The sequence below is a fragment of the Microbacterium sp. SGAir0570 genome, from assembly GCF_005491085.2.
Lineage (GTDB): Bacteria > Actinomycetota > Actinomycetes > Actinomycetales > Microbacteriaceae > Microbacterium > Microbacterium arborescens.
Genome location: NZ_CP027929.1, coordinates 2,250,577 through 2,269,143, shown reverse-complemented (window position 1 = coordinate 2,269,143; position 18,567 = coordinate 2,250,577). Strand labels below are relative to the sequence as shown.

Annotated in this window: 21 protein-coding genes and 1 tRNA gene; 10 read left to right on the top strand and 12 right to left on the bottom strand. The window is 69.0% G+C overall.

The genetic code is table 11. The annotated features are described in order from the left end of the window. Window positions 1-70: 70 nt before the first annotated feature. Genes C1N74_RS10810 through C1N74_RS10800 form a run of 3 tightly spaced genes read right to left on the bottom strand, consistent with a single transcriptional unit; the run spans window position 71 to window position 3,229 of the window. Window positions 71-1,588 carry a tripartite tricarboxylate transporter permease gene (locus tag C1N74_RS10810; protein ID WP_071917859.1) on the bottom strand — a complete coding sequence of 506 codons (1,518 nt, stop codon included), beginning with the start codon at window positions 1,586-1,588 and terminating at the stop codon, window positions 71-73. A gap of 1 nt (window position 1,589) precedes the next feature. Next, on the bottom strand, window positions 1,590-2,210 hold the full coding sequence (locus tag C1N74_RS10805; RefSeq protein ID WP_023954948.1) for a tripartite tricarboxylate transporter TctB family protein: 621 nt from the start codon (window positions 2,208-2,210) through the stop codon (window positions 1,590-1,592). Next, window positions 2,207-3,229 (bottom strand): tripartite tricarboxylate transporter substrate binding protein, encoded by a 1,023-nt coding sequence (locus C1N74_RS10800; RefSeq protein ID WP_088380261.1) that lies wholly within the window; start codon window positions 3,227-3,229, stop codon window positions 2,207-2,209. Before C1N74_RS10800 ends, C1N74_RS10805 begins: the two co-directional genes overlap by 4 nt. 163 nt (window positions 3,230-3,392) lie before the next feature. On the opposite strand from C1N74_RS10800, the gene C1N74_RS10795 reads away from it, so the two are divergent. From C1N74_RS10795 to C1N74_RS10780, 4 genes are all read left to right on the top strand, one after another. Continuing rightward, complete coding sequence (locus tag C1N74_RS10795; RefSeq protein ID WP_258317914.1) at window positions 3,393-4,679, top strand: ATP-binding protein; 1,287 nt, start codon at window positions 3,393-3,395, stop codon at window positions 4,677-4,679. Further along, complete coding sequence (locus tag C1N74_RS10790; protein ID WP_064955030.1) at window positions 4,676-5,437, top strand: response regulator; 762 nt, start codon at window positions 4,676-4,678, stop codon at window positions 5,435-5,437. The genes C1N74_RS10795 and C1N74_RS10790 overlap by 4 nt, the downstream gene beginning before the upstream one ends. An 80-nt stretch (window positions 5,438-5,517) precedes the next feature. Further along, window positions 5,518-6,201, top strand: a complete 684-nt coding sequence (locus tag C1N74_RS10785) for a HEAT repeat domain-containing protein (protein WP_137750522.1) — start codon at window positions 5,518-5,520, stop codon at window positions 6,199-6,201. A gap of 54 nt (window positions 6,202-6,255) precedes the next feature. Continuing rightward, on the top strand, window positions 6,256-7,110 hold the full coding sequence (locus C1N74_RS10780) for a PhzF family phenazine biosynthesis protein (RefSeq protein WP_088380156.1): 855 nt from the start codon (window positions 6,256-6,258) through the stop codon (window positions 7,108-7,110). Window positions 7,111-7,133: 23 nt separating this feature from the next. Here the strand turns inward: C1N74_RS10780 and C1N74_RS10775 are convergent, their stop codons facing one another. After that, window positions 7,134-7,412 carry a PLD nuclease N-terminal domain-containing protein gene (locus C1N74_RS10775; protein WP_023954936.1) on the bottom strand — a complete coding sequence of 93 codons (279 nt, stop codon included), beginning with the start codon at window positions 7,410-7,412 and terminating at the stop codon, window positions 7,134-7,136. A gap of 76 nt (window positions 7,413-7,488) precedes the next feature. Further along, window positions 7,489-8,526, bottom strand: coding sequence for a YdcF family protein (locus C1N74_RS10770; protein WP_137750521.1), 1,038 nt, complete (start codon window positions 8,524-8,526; stop codon window positions 7,489-7,491). Window positions 8,527-8,684: 158 nt separating this feature from the next. Between C1N74_RS10770 and C1N74_RS10765 the strand changes: the two genes are divergently transcribed. Next, window positions 8,685-8,927: a hypothetical protein gene (locus tag C1N74_RS10765; protein ID WP_071917863.1), complete on the top strand. Its 243-nt coding sequence runs from the start codon at window positions 8,685-8,687 to the stop codon at window positions 8,925-8,927. Window positions 8,928-8,975: 48 nt separating this feature from the next. Beyond that, window positions 8,976-9,332, top strand: a complete 357-nt coding sequence (locus C1N74_RS10760) for a hypothetical protein (RefSeq protein ID WP_137750520.1) — start codon at window positions 8,976-8,978, stop codon at window positions 9,330-9,332. Here the strand turns inward: C1N74_RS10760 and C1N74_RS10755 are convergent. The 5 genes from C1N74_RS10755 to C1N74_RS10735 all read right to left on the bottom strand — a co-directional run bounded on the left by C1N74_RS10755 (window position 9,293) and on the right by C1N74_RS10735 (window position 12,766). After that, the gene (locus C1N74_RS10755; RefSeq protein ID WP_064955024.1) at window positions 9,293-9,526 is read right to left on the bottom strand and encodes a hypothetical protein; all 234 of its coding nucleotides are present in this window, start codon (window positions 9,524-9,526) and stop codon (window positions 9,293-9,295) included. The genes C1N74_RS10760 and C1N74_RS10755 overlap by 40 nt on opposite strands. Window positions 9,527-9,604: 78 nt before the next feature. Next, entirely contained in the window at window positions 9,605-9,946 is a 342-nt protein-coding gene (locus C1N74_RS10750) for an Lsr2 family protein (protein WP_036305878.1), read from the bottom strand. Between the two features lie 78 nt (window positions 9,947-10,024). Further along, window positions 10,025-11,680 carry a catalase gene (locus C1N74_RS10745; protein WP_137750519.1) on the bottom strand — a complete coding sequence of 552 codons (1,656 nt, stop codon included), beginning with the start codon at window positions 11,678-11,680 and terminating at the stop codon, window positions 10,025-10,027. A 171-nt stretch (window positions 11,681-11,851) separates the two neighbouring features. Further along, window positions 11,852-11,927 (bottom strand) — tRNA-Lys (locus C1N74_RS10740). 167 nt (window positions 11,928-12,094) lie between these two features. Beyond that, window positions 12,095-12,766, bottom strand: a complete 672-nt coding sequence (locus C1N74_RS10735; protein ID WP_088380152.1) for a fasciclin domain-containing protein — start codon at window positions 12,764-12,766, stop codon at window positions 12,095-12,097. A gap of 245 nt (window positions 12,767-13,011) precedes the next feature. Between C1N74_RS10735 and sigK the strand changes: the two genes are divergently transcribed. The 4 genes from sigK (at window position 13,012) to C1N74_RS10715 (ending at window position 16,435) form a co-directional block, all read left to right on the top strand. Then, entirely contained in the window at window positions 13,012-13,611 is a 600-nt protein-coding gene (gene sigK, locus C1N74_RS10730) for an ECF RNA polymerase sigma factor SigK (protein WP_023954917.1), read from the top strand. Further along, a complete protein-coding gene (locus C1N74_RS10725) occupies window positions 13,608-14,456 on the top strand; it encodes an anti-sigma factor domain-containing protein (protein ID WP_071917888.1) in 849 nt (282 codons plus the stop codon). Before sigK ends, C1N74_RS10725 begins: the two co-directional genes overlap by 4 nt. Before the next feature lie 118 nt (window positions 14,457-14,574). Further along, window positions 14,575-15,213 carry a hypothetical protein gene (locus C1N74_RS10720; RefSeq protein WP_036306059.1) on the top strand — a complete coding sequence of 213 codons (639 nt, stop codon included), beginning with the start codon at window positions 14,575-14,577 and terminating at the stop codon, window positions 15,211-15,213. A gap of 337 nt (window positions 15,214-15,550) precedes the next feature. Next, the gene (locus tag C1N74_RS10715; RefSeq protein ID WP_137750518.1) at window positions 15,551-16,435 is read left to right on the top strand and encodes an aminodeoxychorismate lyase; all 885 of its coding nucleotides are present in this window, start codon (window positions 15,551-15,553) and stop codon (window positions 16,433-16,435) included. Between the two features lie 146 nt (window positions 16,436-16,581). Here C1N74_RS10715 and C1N74_RS10710 read toward each other — a convergent pair whose 3' ends face one another. Both C1N74_RS10710 and pstB read right to left on the bottom strand, forming a co-directional pair. After that, window positions 16,582-17,418, bottom strand: a complete 837-nt coding sequence (locus C1N74_RS10710; protein ID WP_137750517.1) for a type IV toxin-antitoxin system AbiEi family antitoxin domain-containing protein — start codon at window positions 17,416-17,418, stop codon at window positions 16,582-16,584. 362 nt (window positions 17,419-17,780) lie between these two features. Next, window positions 17,781-18,560 (bottom strand): phosphate ABC transporter ATP-binding protein PstB, encoded by a 780-nt coding sequence (pstB, locus tag C1N74_RS10705; protein ID WP_023954907.1) that lies wholly within the window; start codon window positions 18,558-18,560, stop codon window positions 17,781-17,783. Between the last annotated feature and the right edge of the window lie 7 nt (window positions 18,561-18,567).

Sequence of the window (18,567 nt, the reverse complement as noted above, 5' to 3'; positions counted from 1 at the left end):
GGCGGGAAGACGGAGGAAGGGCGGATGCCGCGCGTTGCGGCATCCGCCCCTTCTCATGTCGCCTGCTCGATCAGACCTTGGCGAGCTGCTTCTCGCGCTTGCGAGCCACGACGCGACCCCGCACCGAGACGATCAGCACGAGCGCCAGGAGCGCGTAGAGCACGATCGTGATCGGGCTCTGGACGAGCACGGAGAAGTCGCCGTTCGAGCTCATCGCGGCGTCGCGGAGGCTGGTCTCGGCCAGCGGTCCCAGCACCATGCCGATGATCAGCGGCGCGAGCGGGAAGTCGAGGGCGCGCATGAGGAACCCGAGCAGCCCGATGCCGAGCAGCATCAGCAGGTCGAAGGTCGAGCCCGAGGTCGCGTAGATGCCCAGACCGCAGAACACGGTGATGCCCGCGTAGAGGTAGGGACGCGGGATCAGCAGCAGCTTCGCCCACAGCATCGCGAACGGGAGGTTGAGGATCAGCAGCACGATCATCGCGATGAAGAAGCTCGCCAGCAGCGACCACACCAGGTCGGGTGCCCGGTCGAACAGCAGCGGGCCGGGCTGCAGGCCGTACTGGCGGAAAGCGGCCAGCATGATCGCGGCCGTCGCCGAGATCGGCAGCCCGAGTGCGAGGAGCGCGCCCATCGCCATGCCGGTCGTGGAGTTGCCGGCCGCCTCCGGCGCAGCGAGGCCACGGATGGCGCCCCTGCCGAACTGCGGGTCCTTGCGCCGCGCGTCGAGCCGCTTCTCGAGGCCGTAGGCGAGGAAGGTCGGGATCTCCGAACCGCCGGCGGGCACGACGCCGAACGGCAGACCGATCGCGGTGCCGCGTGCCCAGGCGGGCGCGGCTTCCTTCAGCTCGCGGCGCGACAGCCAGGGCCGCCCCGTCGGCTTGATGAGCGCCTTGTTCGAGGTATGCCGTTCGAGGCAGGCGACGTAGATGACCTCACCGAGGGCGAGGATCGCGACCGTCACCGTGACGAGGGAGATGCCGTCGAACAGGTTGGGGGAGTCCATCGTGAAGCGCGGAGCGCCCGAGACGCCGTCGATGCCGATGACGGCGATGCCGAGGCCGATGAACAGCGCGGTGAGACCCTTGACGACGTTGTCGGTGACGACCGACGACGTCGCCGCGAACGCGAAGACCGCGAGGGCGAAGAACTCCGCCGGACCGAACCTGCTCGAGAAGTCCGCGAGGGCCGGGGCGACGAAGACCACCACGACCGACGCCACGAAGCCGCCGATGAACGCGCCGATGGCCGCGGTCGCGAGCGCCTGCGCCGCGCGTCCGTTGAGCGCCATCTTGTGGCCCTCGAAGGTCGACGCGATCGCCGAGGCCTGGCCGGGCGTGTTCATGAGGATGCCCATGGTCGAGTCGCCGAACAGCCCGCCGAAGTACACGCCCGCGAACATGATGAAGGCAGCCGTCGGATCGAGCGAGAACGTGATCGGCAGCAGCAGGGCGACCGCCATCGACGAGCCGAGGCCGGGAAGAACGCCGACGGCCGTGCCGAGGAGGCATCCCACGAGCACCCACAGCAGGTTGGCGGGGGTCAGTGCGCCGGCGAAGCCCTCGCCGAGAAGCTGAAGCACATCCATGTCAGAACCCTCCGAGGATGCCGGACGGGAGCGGCATCCCGAGCACCATGTCGAAACCGATGTAGGCGATCGAGCTCACCGTGAGCCCCACGACGAGCCCGCCGAGGTGCCTCGTCGAGCCGAAGGCTCGCGCGACGCACCAGAAGAGGAGCCCCGCCGCGATGATCCAGCCCAGGATCTCGAGCAGGAACGCGAAGCCGAGGAACGACAGCACCACCCACAGCAGCGAACGCACGTCGACGCGGACCGGTCGGGCGGCACCGGAGTCGCCCGATTCGGCATCCGGTTCGTCGCCCCCGATGACGTCGGCGGCGACCGCTGCGATGTCGGGCCGTGCGGCGCTCGTCTCGCGCATCTCCTTCACCGCCGAGACGACGAGCGCCGCGGCGAAGATGTAGAGGCCTCCGGCGATGATGGCGGGGAAGAACTGCGGCCCGGGGAACACGGCGTTGGCCGGCACCTTCATCGTGAAGATCCCCACCACCAGATAGGTGGCGAAGGCGGCGATGATCACCGGCATCGTCAGCCCCTTGAGCAGGGCGGCGATGCCGGGGCCCGAGACGAGCCTCAGGCGATCGCCGACGACGGCCGAGGTCGCAGTCGGGTTCGGGGGGAACGTCATAGTCCCATCTCCTCGTACAGGTTCGTGATGCGCTTCTCCTCGTCGTCGAGGAACGCGGTCAGCTCGTCTCCGGTGATGATGCGCTCGGTCCAGCGGTAGCGCTCGATCGCGTCCTGCCACTCGGGAGTGGCGACCGAGTCGAGCACGAGCTCGGTCAACGCGGTCACATCGGCGTCATCGAGCCCCGAGGGTGCCGCGAGCATGCGCCAGTTCGACAGCGAGATGTCGTAGCCCTGCTCGGCGGCGGTGGGGATGTCGATGCCGTCGATCGGCTCGCTCGAGACGAGGGCGAGCGCGCGCAGCCGCCCCGCCTCGATCTGGTCGATGTTGTCGGGGTAACCGCCCGCTGCCGCTTTGGCCGTGCCGTTGAGGAGCGCCTGAATCGCCTCGCCGCCGCCGTCGGACGAGATGTATGTCGTGTCGACCGGGTCGACGCCCGCGGCCAGCGCCAGGTCGGTGACCACGAGCTGATCGAACGACCCGCCGCCCGTCCACGGGATCGACTTCGGGTTCTCGCGCCAGGCGTTGACGAGATCGTCGAGGGTCTCGTACGGCGAGTCGGCCGGTACGACGATGACGTCGTACTCCTCCACGACAACTGCGAGCGGGGTCACATCGCCGAGCTTCGCGGCCGAGTCGAACTGGATCGTCGCCGCGAGAAGCCCGGTGCCGCCGACGAGCATGTTGCCCGGCTGACCGTCGAGCACCGAGACGTTGCCGAGGGCGATCGTCCCGCCCGCCCCCGGCATGTTCACCACCTGCACGTTGTTCACCAGGCCGTTGGCCTTCTGCGCCTGCTGCAGCTCTCGAGCCACGCCGTCCCACCCGCCGCCGGCCGCTGCCGGGGCGATGATCGTCATCGAGGCATTGATCTCCTGGCCGGTGGCGGCCGAGGTGACCGAGCCGACCGCGGCGGTCGCAATGGCGGCCGCCGCGACGGCGCCCCCGATGATGCGAGCCGCGAGCGTGCGGCCGCGGTGCGCCGGGCGCGCGCCGGCGTCTGTCGCGCTATGCGTCATGATCACTCCATTCGCGCGGACATCGTCGTCTCCGCGAGATCGAATTAGGATGGCACTTCGCTGAGCCGCCCCCGAGCGTGGCGGGATTTGTTCTCATAGATGCGCACGGGCACGGCCCGACAGCGTCCGATCGCACGAGGAAGTGGACAGGATGCCGTTCACGGTGAGAGCGTCTGCCGCGCGCCTCGTGCTGCTCGTGCTCCCGTCGGTCGTGACGCTCGCGGCACTGTCGGCCAGCGTGGCCATCTCCCTCGCGGCGCAGGAGCGCACGATCCGGGAGGCGACGACCGAACGCGTGCTCGAGGTGGCCTCGAGTCTCGCCGACCTTCCGGAGGTGCGCGAAGCCGTGGCCGGAGCGATGAGCGCGGGGTCGCCGAGCGTGCTCGCCGACGCGGCCGATCTCGCGCCGGCGACCGCGATCCTGCAGCCGATCGCCGAGCTCGTGGGCGAGGCGGCCGGCGTCTACTACGTCGTCATCACCGACGACGAGGGCGTGCGGATCACCCACCCTCTCGTGTCCGAACGCGGCGTGCAGGTCGAGACCGCCAACGCTTCCGTGCTCGCGGGCGAGACGTTCGTCGGAACGGAAGTCGGCGCGTCGGGGCCGTCGCTGCGCGCCAAAGTGCCGGTGCGCGGCGCCGACGGAACGCCCATCGGGATGGTGGCTGTGGGGGTGCTCGAGTCGCAGATCGCCGGCGAGCTCGACGAGGCCGTCGGCGCCCTGCTGCCCTGGGCCATCGGTGCGCTCGTGGTCGCGACCCTGGCGAGTTCGATCCTGACCGCCGCAGTCGAGCGCCGGTTCCGCCGCCTGGATGTCATCGCGGCCGAGCACGCCCAGATGCGCCGCACCGCGACAGCGCTGCGCGAGCAGTCGCACGAGTTCAGCACCCGGCTGCATGTCATCCACGGCCTGTTGTCGCGCGGCGACACCGACGAGGCTCGCGGATACATCGAAGAGATCGCGAGCGTCCGCCGCCCCGTGGACCCGGGCGGCGACGAGGCAGGCGACGACCAGCCGGTGCTCGCCGCGATGATCCCGACCGTACGCGCCGAGCTGCAGGAGATCGGGGCTCGGGTGCGCTTCGACCTCGACCTCGGCCGCGGTTTCGACCGCGGTTTCGACATCGACGAGGGCATTGTGTCGGTCGTGTCGAACCTCTGCCGCAACGCGGCCGAGGCGGGCGCCGCGAACGTGGTCTGCTCGCTGCGGAATCATGGCTCGCGCATCGTGGGCTCGGTCGACGATGACGGTCCCGGAGTCGAGCCGCGCGTCGCACGGCGTATCTTCGCGGCCGGCTACTCCTCGAAGACCGACACGACGGGGCTCGGGCGCGGGCTGGGACTGGATGTCGTACGCCGGATCGTCACGGCCCGATCGGGGTCGGTCGAGGTCGGACGCTCGCCGCTCGGGGGAGCGCGATTCGCTTTCGAGGTGGAGGCTGCGCGATGACCGGACCGATCCGGGTCCTCGTCGTCGACGACGACCGCGGTGCGCGCGCCCTCCACGCCGGATTCGTCTCCGACACCCCGGGTTTCGTCGTCGTCGCGACCGCGGGCACCGGTGAAGCTGCTCTCGAACGCAGCCGGTCCGGCGTCGATCTGATGCTGCTCGACATGCGGTTGCCCGGCATCAGCGGGATCGAGGTGCTCCACCGGTTGCGTACTCTCGGTGACGACGGACCCGACGTGCTGGTCATCAGCTCGTCGCAGGATCAGACCACCGTGCGTCAGGCTCTCGCGGCGCGTGTCGTCGGCTATCTCGTCAAGCCCTTCACGCAGGCCGCGCTGAGCGAGCGGCTGGAACGCTATGCGGCAGACCGCGAGCGGCGGCTCGTCACCGACGACCGCGACGCGCTTCTGGCGCAGGGCGAGATCGACCGGCTGCTGTCGACCGGCACCATCCGAACCACCCCGCCTGCGTCATCCGGATCGCACCGGCAAGCGGGACGGATGCCGGGTGGTGGCGACCACGACGCGCTGCCGAAAGGTCTCGCCGCGCCGACGCTCGCGCAGGTCGTCGCCGCCCTCGACCCGGTCATCGCCCTGACCGGAGCTGAAGTCGCCACGGCCTGCGGCATCTCTCGCGCGACCGCGAACCGTTACCTGACGCACCTGGTCGAGACCGGTGTCATCCATCTCTCGCATCGCTACGGCAAGCGCGGCCGTCCGCAGGTGCTGTACCGGCTCGCCCCGTCGCCCGAGCGCTGAGCGTCGAGTCCTCACCGGATGCGTTTGTCACGTCGCCTGCCCCGGTGACGCGCCAGGGCGATGCGCGTAGCGTGCGGTGCATGGCCACCGTGACCGCATGGGCGGCGGAGCTTCGACGACTCGACGCAGGCGCGTGGGTCGACTACCTCGTCGAGCACTCCGGCCTGCCCGGTCCGCGGGCGAACACGACACTGGTCGTTGCGGCGGCGGAGGTGGCGGATGCCGGGGTCGTCGACGAGCTCGTGCGGGACGGCGGAGAGTTCCCGATGATGTGCGCGGCGGCGGCGGTCGCCCGGCGAGCGGCCCCGGGCCGGGATGCTCGAGCGCGGCTGTTCGCCGCCGATGACCGGTGGCGCGTACGCGAAGGAGTCGCGCTCGGTCTGCAGCTGCTCGGCGACGCCGACCCGGAGACCCTCGCGACGACCGTCGGGATGTGGGCGGATGACGACAGCCCGCTCGTGGCTCGAGCCGCGGTCGCCGCGATCTGCGAGCCACACCTGCTGCGGTCGCCCGAGATGGCGGCGATCGCCGTCGAGGTGTGCGCACGCGCGACCGAGCGACTGGTGGCGCGCACCCAGGCCCGACGGCACGACAGCGCTGCCCGCACGCTGCGGCAGACGCTCGGCTACGCGTGGAGCGTCGCGGTGGCTGCGGATCCCGGACCCGGTCTGCTCGCGTTCGAGGCGCTCGACACCGCCGCCCCCGACATCGCCTGGATCGTCCGCGAGAACGCGAGCAAGAAGCGGCTGGCGCGTCTGCTCTGACGGTGACGGGCGGCGCAGCATCAGACACCGCGACGGCGGGCGTAGCCTGAACGGATGAGCACGCCCGAGGTCTTGCGATACACCGCGTTCAGCACGCGACCCGAGGGCGGGAACCCCGCCGGCGTGGTCCTGGATGCAGGCGCACTCGACGCCAGCGCCATGCAGCGCATCGCTGCCGACGTCGACTATGCCGAGACGGCCTTCGTCACCGGCACGACCGCCGACGGCGCGCGCTCGGTCCGCTACTTCTCGCCCATCGCCGAGGTTCCGTTCTGCGGTCATGCGACGGTGGCCACGGCGGTCGCGCTCGCCGAGCGAGGCCAGGTCGCCGCCGACGGCGCGGTTCGATTCGACACCCCCGTCGGCGTCGTGTCGATCGCGGTCTCGCGCGACGACGACGGCATCCGCGCGTCCTTCACCAGCGTCGAGCCGTCGGTCAGCGACCTCGACGGCGCCGATCTCGAGGCGATTCTCGACCTTCTCGGCCTGACGCAGGCAGACCTCGACCCCGCGCTGCCGCCGCGGCTCGCGAACACGGGCAACACGCATCCGGTCGTCGTCCTGGCGGATCAGAAGACCTTCGACGACTTCTCGTTCGATCCCGCCGCGGTTCGGGCGTTGCTCGACGACCGCGGGTGGCCCGCCACCATCACCGTCGCGTTCCGCGCGGCATCCGATCGTTTCCAGGCGCGCAATCTCTTCCCCGTCGGTCGCATCACGGAGGACCCGGCGACGGGGTCGGCGGCCGCATCTTTCGGCGCGTACCTGCGCGCTCTCGGCGCGGTCGAGGTTCCCGCGGTCGTGGTCATCGAGCAGGGGCGACATGTCGGACGACCGGGGGAGCTGACCGTCGACATCCCCGTCAGCGGCGGGATCACCGTCTCGGGGCACGCCGTCGCGATCGCCTGATCAGCTGAGCCTCGCCGCTGCGGTCACGGGCGGTCGGTGCGGATCTGCGCGTTGCGCCCTCCGAGCCACCAGACGAGCGGACCGGCGATGGGGAAGACGAAGATCCCGATGATCCACAACAGCTTGCCGCCACCGGTGTAACGGGGCGAGGCGAGGATCGAGATCAGGCTCGAGATGAACAGGATCGCCGCCAGGGCCGCGACCACGGCGAGCACCACGACGACGGATGTCGCAACTCCCGGCATCCAGTCGCGAGGCAGCCAGTCGTCGGACACGACGAGAATTCGCGCGGTTTCGATCATGCTTCCAGCCTCGCGGGGGGCGAGCTCGCTGTCGTGAGCCTGTCGACGGATCTCGCCTACCCCGCCAGGATGACGTTCAATCCGCGATGAGAGTGATCAGCGACATCGCCACGAACGCGACGACCGGCAGCATCAGGACGCCGAGCGCGACGCCGTTGAGTACGAGGTGGTCGCGAAGCAGAGCGAGGTATTCGCGCAGCAGAGCGCTCGGCCGGTAATAGCGGGCGGTGCGCGCACCGATCGCGTGGCCCGGCATGCCGAGGGTCCGCAGAAGAGTGGCGGCGCGGAATGCGTGATAGTCGCTCGTCACCGCGAGCACCGGGCCCGTGATGCCGCGTTCGGTGAGGATCCGGCGGGTCAGCGTGAGGTTCTCTTCGGTCGTCCGGGATACATCCTCGATGAGCAGGCGTTGGGCGGGGGCGCCGAGCTCTGCGGCGTACTCCGCCATCGCGGCCGCCTCGCTCCGCGGCTCGTCTGCGCCCTGACCGCCCGAGACGACGAGCATCGCGCCGGGGGATCGCTGCAGGGTCTCCACGCCGAGCGCCACGCGTTGGGCGAGCAGCGGCGGCACGCTCCCGTCGCGGCGAAGGCCCGACCCGAGGGTGATGATCGCGGCCGGTGCTGCGCTGCGGCGCGCGATGCGTGCGTACACCGCCGACCAGCAGAGGTAGGCGACGAACCCCATCGCGACGTAGCCGATCGGACCGGCAAGCAGCAGGAGAATGACGGCGAGCTCGAACCATCCCGCCGTGACGGCGACGATGCCGAGGGCAAGGATGGCGAGAACGCCGATTCCGGCCAGGAGCGAGAGGCGGTTCGCCAGCGATCGTCCTTCGCGCTGCAGCATCACCACCCCGTTGGCGAGCAGGGCGACCCCCAGCCCGATCGCGGCGAGCAGAGGGACGATGAAGACCAGCAGGAGCCCGACGACGTCGTTCCCGGGAACGGCGAGCGTGGCGAGCGCCACCGTCAAGCCGAGGATGAAGGTCACCACAGAGGCGACGAGCGAGGTCGCCGCGAGCGTCAGGAGGACGCCCGGCAACATGCGGCGGGAGTCGCGGGCGGCGAGGAGTATCCCGAGCGCCGCGAAGAGGAGTGTGAAGAAGCCGGGCACTCACCCAGCCTAGAGAGGGGGGATAAGCGCAGTCCGGTGCCGTTGTCAGGCTGTGAGCGGGGAATCGGCACGGAGCACAGATCCGATCGGCGCTCAGCCTGTCGACGGCACGGCAAGGTCGAGCATCGCCCGGCCTGAGCGGCTGTTAGGTTCGCTGGGTGCAGAGTCTGTTCCAGCGAATCGCAGCGACTTCGGCGGCGACACCGTTCGGGGTGATCGTCGTACAGGCGATCGTGTGGGTCGGGATGTCGGCGATCTGGATTCCCTGGGCGCTCGACGGCGGCGACGTCATTCGTATCGTTCTCGCCGTCATCTCACCGTTGCTCGCGCTCTACTGGGTGGTGGCGCTGGTTTTCGGCATCCGTCGACGGCGGCTTGCGCGGGAGTCTCGCGACGACTGATCCATTCGTCGCTGGCCGTCGATGCATCCGTGTGATTGCATCGAACAGATGGATCTCTCGTGGATGTGGTTGTTGCTCATCGCGGCCGGAGCGGCGATGCAGGTCGTCTCGGTGCTCTGGTTCGAACGGCTTCGCCCGGGCATTCCCTACCCGATGTGGACATTCCCCACGCGGGAACCGGGTCGAGTGCGGGCCGTGCGCATCGTCGGGGTCGCCTTCATCATCTTCGGGTCGACCATGTTCGCCTCGGCGCTCTCGGGGCTGTGGTTTCTCGCGCCGATCGCTGTGACGGTGGCATTCGTGCCGATGCTCGCCGCGATCTATTTCGTGAACGGCGGTTTCACCTCGAGCGGCGGGCAGCGAGCTCAGTCGGCATCATCGGCACCATCCGCGTCATCCGACTGATCGCGGCGACGCGCGTCGGCAGCGACGCCCAGCACGATCCCGAGAGAGAGGCCGATCGCGCCGCCGAGCGCGATGTTGTCGAACGCGAGCATGCCGATCGCACTGCCGAGGGGAAGGCCGAGCGCGATTCCGATTGCGACCCCGTTCGCGCCACTGCTCGCGCGATCGCTATTGCTGGCTGAGCCGTCGTTCACGAGGCGCTCCGTCGTTGTCGGGAAACGAGAAATGGCTCAGGACTGGAGGTGCCTGAGCCATTTCTGCGGTCGGATGGGTCAGTTCGCGGCGCGGTACGCCTCGATCACGGCTGCCGGAACACGGCCGCGCTCGTTGACGGTGTGACCGTTCGAACGCGCCCATTCACGGACGGCCGTCAGGTCGAGGTCGCTCTTGTTCGCGCGCGAGGAGCGCGAACGCGAAGGCGTGTTCGCGCGGATCGAACGAGCGACGTCGACGAACGGCGCCAGAGCCTTGTAGAACTTCTCGGCGTTGTCGTCCGAGAGGTCGATCTCGTAAGCGCGTCCCTCGATCGAGAACGTGATCTGCTTTCCTTCGCCGCTCTCGAGAACGGTTCCGTCGAGATCGTCGATGAGCTGGGTGATTTGTTTGCGGGCCATGGCTGACATATTAGCGGTTCGATCGCGTTACGCATCACCACTCGACAACACTATTTCGTGTCGTCGCCAGCAAAAGACTCAGGCCTTCTGTGCGCGCGCATTGGGAACGCAATGAGTCATCTGAAGACCGGCCACATCACGAGGACCGTTGTGCCCGAGATTGCGCAGTCGCTCGACCTCATCCTCGCTGAGTGTTTGGGACTGCAGGGGCGGCAGATCCTTGATTTCGTCCAGCGTGATTCCCAGGCCCTCGCCGACGCGACGGCCGAGGTCGTCCTCCACCATGTAGAAGTGCCAGAGCATCCGCTCCTGGACGGGACGAGCGGCCTGCCCGATCAGGTCGACGAAGTTCGCCACGAGGTCGTCGCGCTCCCAGTCCTCCATCAGCAGATAGCGTTGGCCGGCCTGCGTGTAGTCATTGGTCCGGGGAATCCGCTTGCGCGTCAGCCGTCCGACGATGTCCGGACCCTGCTCGTCGTGCGTGGGGTACCGGGCTTCGCGGAGCCCGCCGGTGATCGACGGCTCGTAGTTGACGTGGGCATTCTCGCCGCCGTTGTCGACGTAGTACGCCATCTGTCCATCGCGGAGGTTCGTGGCCACCGAGGCGTTCTTCGGTGAATTGACCGGCAGCTGGAGGTAATTCGGCCCGACGCGGTAGCGCTGGGTGTCGGAGTACGAGAACGTGCGCCCCACGAGCATCTTGTCGTCGGAGAAGTCCAGGCCATCGACGAGGACGCCGGTGCCGAACGAGATCTGCTCGTTCTCGGCGAAGAAGTTCGACACGTTCCGATTGAGCACCATCTTGCCGACGGCGCGCGGCGGGAACTCGTTCTCGGGCCACACCTTCGTGTCGTCGAGCGGGTCGAAATCGAGCTCGGGATGGTCGTGGTCGTCCATCATCTGCACCCGCAGCTCCCATTCGGGATACTCGCCGCGCTCGATCGCCTCGTACATATCGCGGGAGGCGTGACCGAGATCACCGGCTTGCACGGCGGCGGCATCCGCTTCGGTCATCGAGCTGACGCCGACGGAGGGAATCCAGTGGTACTTCACGAGCTTCGTCTCGCCCTGCTCATTGACCCATTTGTAGGTGTTCACCCCGAAACCCTGCTGGGTGCGATAGTTCGCCGGGATGCCGCGGGGGCTGAAGAGGTTCACGAGCATGTGCATCGACTCGGGCGTCTGCGACATGAAGTCGAAGATGCGCGCCGGTTCCTGCCGGAAGGTGACCGGGTCGGGCTTGAGCGAGTGGATGACGTCGGGGAACTTGATGGCGTCGCGGATGAAGAAGACGCCGAGGTTGTTGCCGACGAGGTCCCAGTTGCCGTCTTCGGTGTAGAACTTCACGGCGAACCCGCGCGGGTCGCGCGCCGCCTCCGACGAATCACGCCCGCCGATGACGGTCGAGAAGCGGACGGCGAGGTCGGTGCGCTTGCCCGGCTCCTGGAAGAGCTTCGCGCGCGTGAACTGCGAGATGGGCTCGTCGCCCCACATGCCGGTCGCCTCGAAGTAGCCGAAGGCGACGAAGCCGCGCGCGTGCACGACCCGTTCGGGGATGCGCTCGCGGTCGAAGTGGCTGATCTTCTCGAGGAAGTGGTAGTTCTCGAGCGTCGCGGGTCCGCGCGCTCCGACCGTCCGCTGGTTCTGGTTGTCGTAGACGGGGTGTCCCTGTCGCGTGGTCAGCTCGGGGCGCTTGTCGCCCTCTGCCGGACCCTGGCTCGATACATCGGTCATCGCGTCCTCCGTATGGTTCGCATCGTCGTGGGGATGCGGCCGACGCTACGGGGCAGCGGATGCGGGTGGAAGGGGGTTGCGGGGGCTCACCGTCCGTCGACTCGCCACGAATCGCGGATGCCAGGCCTCCCACATACGCAGGTTCTGGCGAGTCGACAGATGACGATCACGTGGTGGGCCCCGTGGGGCTCGAACCCACGACCCGCGGATTAAAAGTCCGATGCTCTACCGACTGAGCTAGAGGCCCTGAGCTTCCCAGCTTAATAGCCGCGGGGGCGAACCTGCCGACATCCCGACCCGCCGACATCCGTCCGGGCACGACAAAGCCGCCGGTGTGCTCGCACCGGCGGCTTCGCCTCGGCCACGGAGATACCGAGGCCGTGCCGCGGGAACCCCTCACCGCGGCTGTTCGGGTCACATCGGGGGCATCAGCACCGTGTCGATGAGGTAGACCGTGGCGTTGGCCGTCGTGACGCCACCGCAGATGACCGCGGCGCTGTCGTTGACCATGATGTTGTCGCCCGAGCCGGTGACGGTCAGGTCGGCACCGTTGACGGTGGTGTGGGTGCCGTCGATCTCGTCGGGCGCGATCTGGCCGGGCACGACGTGGTAGGTGAGGATCGACGTGAGGGTCGCCGAGTCGGTCTTCAGCGACTCGATGGTGGCGGGGTCGATCTTCGCGAAAGCGTCGTCGACGGGAGCGAAGACGGTGAACTCGTCACCGTTCAGCGTGTCGACGAGGTTGACGTCAGGGTTGAGCTGTCCGCTGACGGCGGCGACGAGGGTGGTGAGCAGCGGGTTGTTCGATGCTGCGGTGGCCACCGGGTCCTGAGCCATACCGGCGACCGAGCCGGCGCCGTCCGGAACCGCTGCGGCGTAGTCGGCACAGCCGGGGCCGACGAGGTTGGCGGCCGGGTCCATCGAGGCGTCGGGCGAAGCCGTCTCCATCGGAGCGGCGGTCGACGAGGGCGCCTCGGTCTCCTCGGTCATGGTGTCGCCCGAGGTCGACGAGCAGGCCGACAGCGCGAGGGCTCCGGCGAAGCCGAGGGCCAGGGCAGCAGTGAACTTCTTCTTGGTGCTGAGCATGATTGCCTCCGTGTGTTCTCCGCCGTGGGTCCGTCCCCGGCGTCGAGGGTTCTTCGGAGGCCCCCACCGATCGGATCGGAAAAAGTTCGAGAAAGTTCGAAACCGAGTTTTCCGGCATCCGAAGCACCCCTTCTGTACGAAGACGGCGACACGGATGTCGGCGCGGGTGCGCACCGCGGCAGGCGGCAGGTAGAGAACCGATAACAGGTCGGCGCTGCATCCGGGAACAGGTCGGAGGATGCGGCATGCTGGTAGCGATGGTCATAGATGGAATGGACGTGCCCGACGACGGGCCGTCGACGGATCACGTCGCGGAGCTGATCCAGCGCTGCGCCGACGGTGACCACAGTGCTTTCACCCGCCTGTACGACACCCTGTCGGGGCGCGTCTTCGGACTCATCCTCCGCGTGCTCGTCGATCGCGCGCAGAGCGAGGAAGTGCTCCAGGAGGTCTTCCTGGAAGTGTGGCAATCCGCTTCGACGTTCGCTCCGAAGAAGGGGCAAGGAAGATCGTGGGTTCTCACGATCGCTCACCGCCGCGCGGTGGACCGGGTTCGGTCGTCGCAGGCGAGCAGCGATCGCGACGTACGTGCGGGCTACCGCGAGATGGCGTCACAGCCCGAAGGTGTCGCCGAGCAGGTTGAGCTGCGCATCGAAGGACGGCGCGTCGCTCGGGCTCTCAGCTCTCTACCCGAGGCGCAACGAGAGGCCATCACCCTCGCCTACTACGGGGGATACAGTCAGAGCGAAATCGCGGCGCTGGTAGGAGCGCCGCTCGGAACGATCAAGACACGGATGCGTGACGGATTGACCAAGCTCCGTAGTGCAATGGGGGTGACATCGTGAACGAACAGACATTCGCCGAGCTCTCGGCAGGGTACGCGCTCGGAGCGCTGTCGCCCGAAGACGAGCTCGCCTACCGCGAAGCTCTCGACGCGCACCCCGAGTGGATGCCGCTGGTCGAGGCGGATGCCGCAGCGGCGGCTCTGCTGTCGGAGGGTGTCGCCGATGTGGCTCCTCCGCCGGCCCTGCGGGCCAGCCTGCTCGCACAGATCGGTGCGCCGGTCGCGGACCCGGGTGCGGAGCAGCCGGTCGCGGAGCAGCCTTCGCCCGGCGAGGATGATGTCGCCGACCCCTCGGATGACCTCCAGGACGACGACCCGCGGGCTGCGGCATCCGGCTATTCCGTGGGCTCTCCGGTGACCGAAGAGGTGCAGCTGGTGCAGCGTCGCAACTGGACGCGCAGCCTGTTCGCCCTGACGGCGTCGATCGCACTCCTCGTCGGCATCGGCTGGGGCGTCGGCGCGCTGACGCAGGACATGCGCGCTCCGTCCGCCGAGAGCGTGCTCGCGCAGATCGAGCGTTCCGGCGACGCGCAGTCGAGCACCGCGCAGCTGGGAGACGGCGGCGAAGCCACGGTGCACTGGTCGCCGAGCGTCGACGGCGTCGTGCTCGTCGCCGACGGGCTGCCCGAGATCGCCGACGATCAGTCGTACGAGGCGTGGTTCGTCCGGGGCAGCGCCCCGATCCCGGCCGGTGCGTTCGAATCGAGCGACGGCTCGGCGGCGATGCTGCTCGAGGGCGACATGGAGCCGGACGACGTCATCGCCCTCACCATCGAACAGAGCGGCGGGTCGCCGAGCGGCCTGCCGACCACAGACCCGATCGTCGCGATCCCGACGAGCGCCTGACTGCCCTACCCCGTTATACGGCAGCGGAACGGCCGGCCCCTCTCGGGCCGGCCGTTCCGTCGTTTCGGCTTGTCCCTGCGCGGGCCGCAGGGATGCCGCTCTCGCTTAGCCTGGAATGATGACGGACGGATCCCGGGACTACCACAAGCCCGTTCGGCGACCCGCCGACGAGTTCGACCGGCACTTCGCCGGTGAAGATCCGGCGGAGGTCTCGCGCGTTGCGCATGCGACGGCGGGTGCCCTGCTGTCGCGGGTGCGCGAAGATCCGAGCGACGCCGTCGTAGACCGTCTCGTGGGCTTCACGGCCGAGCACGGCATCGACACCGTCGCCGAGCTGTGGTCGCGGTCGCCGGCCAAGTCGTTGCCGGGCGCCCTCTGGCGGCTGTACCTGCTGCAGCTGATGATCCATCGTGACCCGCGGACCGCCGCGCTGCTCTACGAACGCGGTCGGGTCGTGCTTCGTTCTGCCGACGAGGTGATCGCCGGGGCTCCCACGCCCGCGGGCCCGGAAGAGCTCGTGGCCCTCATCGACGTGATCATGCGCGGCGTGTTCCGGGGAGACTTCGCCGTCGCGCTCGAACGTGCCGCGTCGTTCTGCCGGGTGCAGTCGGCCGGAGCGACCTCGGTGGCCGACGACCACGATGTCAGCGAGCCCGACCGGTCGTCGGCGCTCACCGCGCGCGCCCTCCGGCTGAGCACCTACGCCGACGATCTGGGCTCGTGCGCCGGGTTGTGGCGTCGCGAAGCTCTTACGTGAGGTAGCGCCGGTGTCCGGAGAGAAAGCCGGAAAGACCCGGCAAAGAGAAGTGCCGGGCCGCAGAACGCCTCTCGGCGCGTGGCCGCTCGCAGCGGCTGAAGATGGAGCCCGGGGTTACTGCGGCCCGGCACATACAGTCTAACCGAGCCTCGGGTGTGGGCATTCCCGAGTGGACGAATCCGGTGGTCGGCCGGTAGTGAGTCGTGGCCTCCCGTCGGCGGCGTGCGGGCCGCGATGCAAGGGATCGTAGGCGACGCGCCGGGGGAGCGGCATCCGTACCGGGGTGTCGGGCGGGATGTCGTGCGTCCGGGCACCGGACGCGTCGTAGGCTCGGCGCATGGCACTGCGTTTCGCGCTGATGATCGACCCGCTCGCGGCGGATGACACCCGGTCGGACTTCACGTCGACCTTCACCGCGGTCGACCCCGCGGCCCCGGCGCTGACGGTGGGAGAGCTCAGCACCCAGCGCGGCGACGGCATCTTCGAATCGATCGGCGTAGTCGACGGCCACCCGCAGGAGGTCGAGGCGCACCTCGAGCGCCTGGCGCACTCCGCCGAGCTCTGCGACCTGCCGGTGCCGAACATCGGCCAGTGGCGGGCGGCCGTGGCGAACGCGGCAGCCGAATGCGGTTCGGGCGAGGGGGTCGTGAAGCTGATCCTCAGTCGCGGGATCGAGCACGGACCGACCCCGACGGCGTGGGCCACGGCAGCGGCGGCAGCGGACTTCACCGCGCCGCGCACGAGCGGCATCCGCGTCGTGACTCTCGACCGCGGCTACGCCATCGACGCGCCCGCGCGGGCTCCGTGGCTGCTGCTGGGCGCGAAGACCCTGTCGTACGCCGTGAACATGGCCGCCCTGCGCGAGGCGCACCGGCGCGGCGCGGACGACGCCATCTTCCTGAGCTCCGACGGCTTCGTGCTCGAGGCGCCGACGGCCTCGCTCATCCTGCGACGCGGCGACACCTTCGTCACCCCGGCGCCCAACGGCGGCATCCTCCACGGCACGACGCAGCTGAGCCTGTTCGAGCACCTCGACGAGCGCGGCTTCGAGACGGCGTACGAGACGATTCCGGTCGACGAGCTGCGACGAGCGGATGCCGCGTGGCTGGTGTCGAGTGTCCGGCTCGCGGCTCCCATCATCGAGCTCGACGGCGCCGCTCTCGACATCGACGCCGAGTTCACCGCATCCCTGAACACCTACCTGCTCTCGCCGCGCGACTGACCCCCGTCCCGCCGGGCGGGGCGGTGTATCGCGATGCAAGACATCGTGCGCGCCACGCCGGCGGGTCGTCGCTCGCCTCGGGGTGTCCGGTGAGAAGCATTGCATCCCGGCACGGTGAGGAGACCGAATGGCCGAGGGAGCGGACATCAGGCGGATGCCGTGAGCTGCAGGCTCGGGTGCGACTGCAGGGCTCCGAGGATGGCGGACTCGACGAGCTCCCAGTCGTGGACGACGAGCGCGTAGTCGAAGCGCAGCGTCACGTAGCCCCACGAGGCGGCGTTCGCGTCGCGCGTCAGGTCCTTGTGGCGCTTCGCCTCGCCGTGATGATTGGCCCTGCCGTCGAGCTCGACGATGAGCCGGTCGCCGATCAGCGCGTCGACGACACCGACCCCGAAGACGGAGACCTGCGTCCTCACCCGGAGGTCGTGCTTCCGTAGACGCCACCGCAGGAGCGACTCGAGTCCGCTGTCGGCATCCGTTCGAGCGAGACTCAGTGCTTCCCGGCCGCGAGCGTTGGTGTGCCGACGGAGCCACCGCAGGTCGTCTCTCGTGAGGCGGCGCTGCCGCAGCGCGGACTCCAGTGCGACGAAGAAGTGCTCGGGGCCGCGGCATCCGAGGATCTGGCGCAGCACCTGCCGGAGTGGAAGAGCACCGGATGCCGCGGGCCGTGCGTCTCGGTCCCAATGCTCGATGCACCCGCATGACGCGTCGTGGTGGGCTCGCTGGCCGGTCTTCAGCCACACGCGCGGTTCGTGGTCGTCATCGAGGATCCACAGACCGTGATGCCGCGCGGCCGTGACGCACGCCATCGACCCGCCGTGCGCCGCGATCGCCCGGGCGGAGGCGCACGCGCCGGGGGAGGCGTACATGCCGATCCGGATGCGGCTGAGCCGGCCGGAGTCGACGGCCGCAGCGATCTCCCGGCGGCTCAGCCCGTCGGCACGGAGCTCGCGGGTGGAGAAGATGGATCGCGACTCGCACATCCCCCGACCGTGCTCGCCTCGGGGCCGACCGGTGGGCCATACGGCTCGTTCTGTGCACTGCTCTGGTGCTCGGTGCCTCGTGTAGGAACCGCTGCACCCGCTGGCCGCGTACCGGGACGCAAGAGATCCGGCGCGACACCCCGCCCGAGCGGCATCCTCACCGGGGTGTCGGCCACGATCCCTTGCATCCGCGCACGGCCCGAGCCGGACACTCCGGGACGCACGATGCAGCCCCCTCGCGCTGGGATGCAAGGCGAAAACGGCGACGCGCCGGGCGAGGAATCCTCGCACCGGCGCGTCGCGCACGATCCCTTGCATCCCGGCACTCGCGGGGCCCGGCCCACGACGAGCCGGGGTTCGACTCACCCGAAGCGGCCGGAGACGTAGTCCTCGGTGGCCTGCACAGACGGGGTGGTGAAGATCGACGTCGTGTCGTCGTACTCGATCAGCTTGCCGGGCTTGCCGGTTCCGGCGATGTTGAAGAACGCGGTCTTGTCGCTGACGCGCGAGGCCTGCTGCATGTTGTGCGTGACGATGACGACGGTGTAGTCGCTCTTGAGCTCCTGGATGAGCTCCTCGATGGCGAACGTCGAGATCGGGTCGAGGGCCGAGCAGGGCTCGTCCATGAGCAGCACGTCGGGCGAGACCGCGATCGCGCGAGCGATGCACAGACGCTGCTGCTGTCCGCCCGAGAGGCCGGAGCCGGGCTTGTCGAGACGATCCTTGACCTCGTTCCAGAGGTTGGCGCCGCGCAGCGACTTCTCGACGAGGGCGTCGGCGTCTGACTTCGAGATGCGCCGGTTGTTGAGCTTGACGCCCGCCAGCACGTTCTCGCGGATCGACATGGTGGGGAAGGGGTTCGGCCGCTGGAACACCATGCCGACCTGGCGGCGCACGAGCACCGGGTCGACGCCCGGGCCGTACAGGTCGTCGCCGTCGAGCAGGACGCTGCCCTCGACGCGGGCGCCGGGGATCACCTCGTGCATGCGGTTGAGGGTGCGCAGGAACGTCGACTTGCCGCAGCCCGAGGGGCCGATGAAGGCGGTGACGCTGCGGGGTTCGATGTCGAGGGAGACGCCCTCGACGGCGAGGAAGTCGCCGTAGTAGACGTTGAGGTCGTTGACTTCGATGCTCTTGGACACGGAGGTT

Coding starts and splice junctions, on each gene's coding strand:
- C1N74_RS10735 (WP_088380152.1), bottom strand. CDS start 12,766: ATGCTCAGCACCAAGAAGAAGTTCACTGCTGCCCTGGCCCTCGGCTTC.
- C1N74_RS10790 (WP_064955030.1), top strand. CDS start 4,676: ATGACCGGACCGATCCGGGTCCTCGTCGTCGACGACGACCGCGGTGCG.
- C1N74_RS10785 (WP_137750522.1), top strand. CDS start 5,518: ATGGCCACCGTGACCGCATGGGCGGCGGAGCTTCGACGACTCGACGCA.
- C1N74_RS10750 (WP_036305878.1), bottom strand. CDS start 9,946: ATGGCCCGCAAACAAATCACCCAGCTCATCGACGATCTCGACGGAACC.
- C1N74_RS10800 (WP_088380261.1), bottom strand. CDS start 3,229: ATGACGCATAGCGCGACAGACGCCGGCGCGCGCCCGGCGCACCGCGGC.
- C1N74_RS10710 (WP_137750517.1), bottom strand. CDS start 17,418: ATGTGCGAGTCGCGATCCATCTTCTCCACCCGCGAGCTCCGTGCCGAC.
- C1N74_RS10760 (WP_137750520.1), top strand. CDS start 8,976: ATGGATCTCTCGTGGATGTGGTTGTTGCTCATCGCGGCCGGAGCGGCG.
- C1N74_RS10745 (WP_137750519.1), bottom strand. CDS start 11,680: ATGACCGATGTATCGAGCCAGGGTCCGGCAGAGGGCGACAAGCGCCCC.
- C1N74_RS10810 (WP_071917859.1), bottom strand. CDS start 1,588: ATGGATGTGCTTCAGCTTCTCGGCGAGGGCTTCGCCGGCGCACTGACC.
- C1N74_RS10780 (WP_088380156.1), top strand. CDS start 6,256: ATGAGCACGCCCGAGGTCTTGCGATACACCGCGTTCAGCACGCGACCC.
- sigK (WP_023954917.1), top strand. CDS start 13,012: ATGCTGGTAGCGATGGTCATAGATGGAATGGACGTGCCCGACGACGGG.
- C1N74_RS10805 (WP_023954948.1), bottom strand. CDS start 2,210: ATGACGTTCCCCCCGAACCCGACTGCGACCTCGGCCGTCGTCGGCGAT.
- C1N74_RS10715 (WP_137750518.1), top strand. CDS start 15,551: ATGGCACTGCGTTTCGCGCTGATGATCGACCCGCTCGCGGCGGATGAC.
- C1N74_RS10720 (WP_036306059.1), top strand. CDS start 14,575: ATGACGGACGGATCCCGGGACTACCACAAGCCCGTTCGGCGACCCGCC.
- C1N74_RS10775 (WP_023954936.1), bottom strand. CDS start 7,412: ATGATCGAAACCGCGCGAATTCTCGTCGTGTCCGACGACTGGCTGCCT.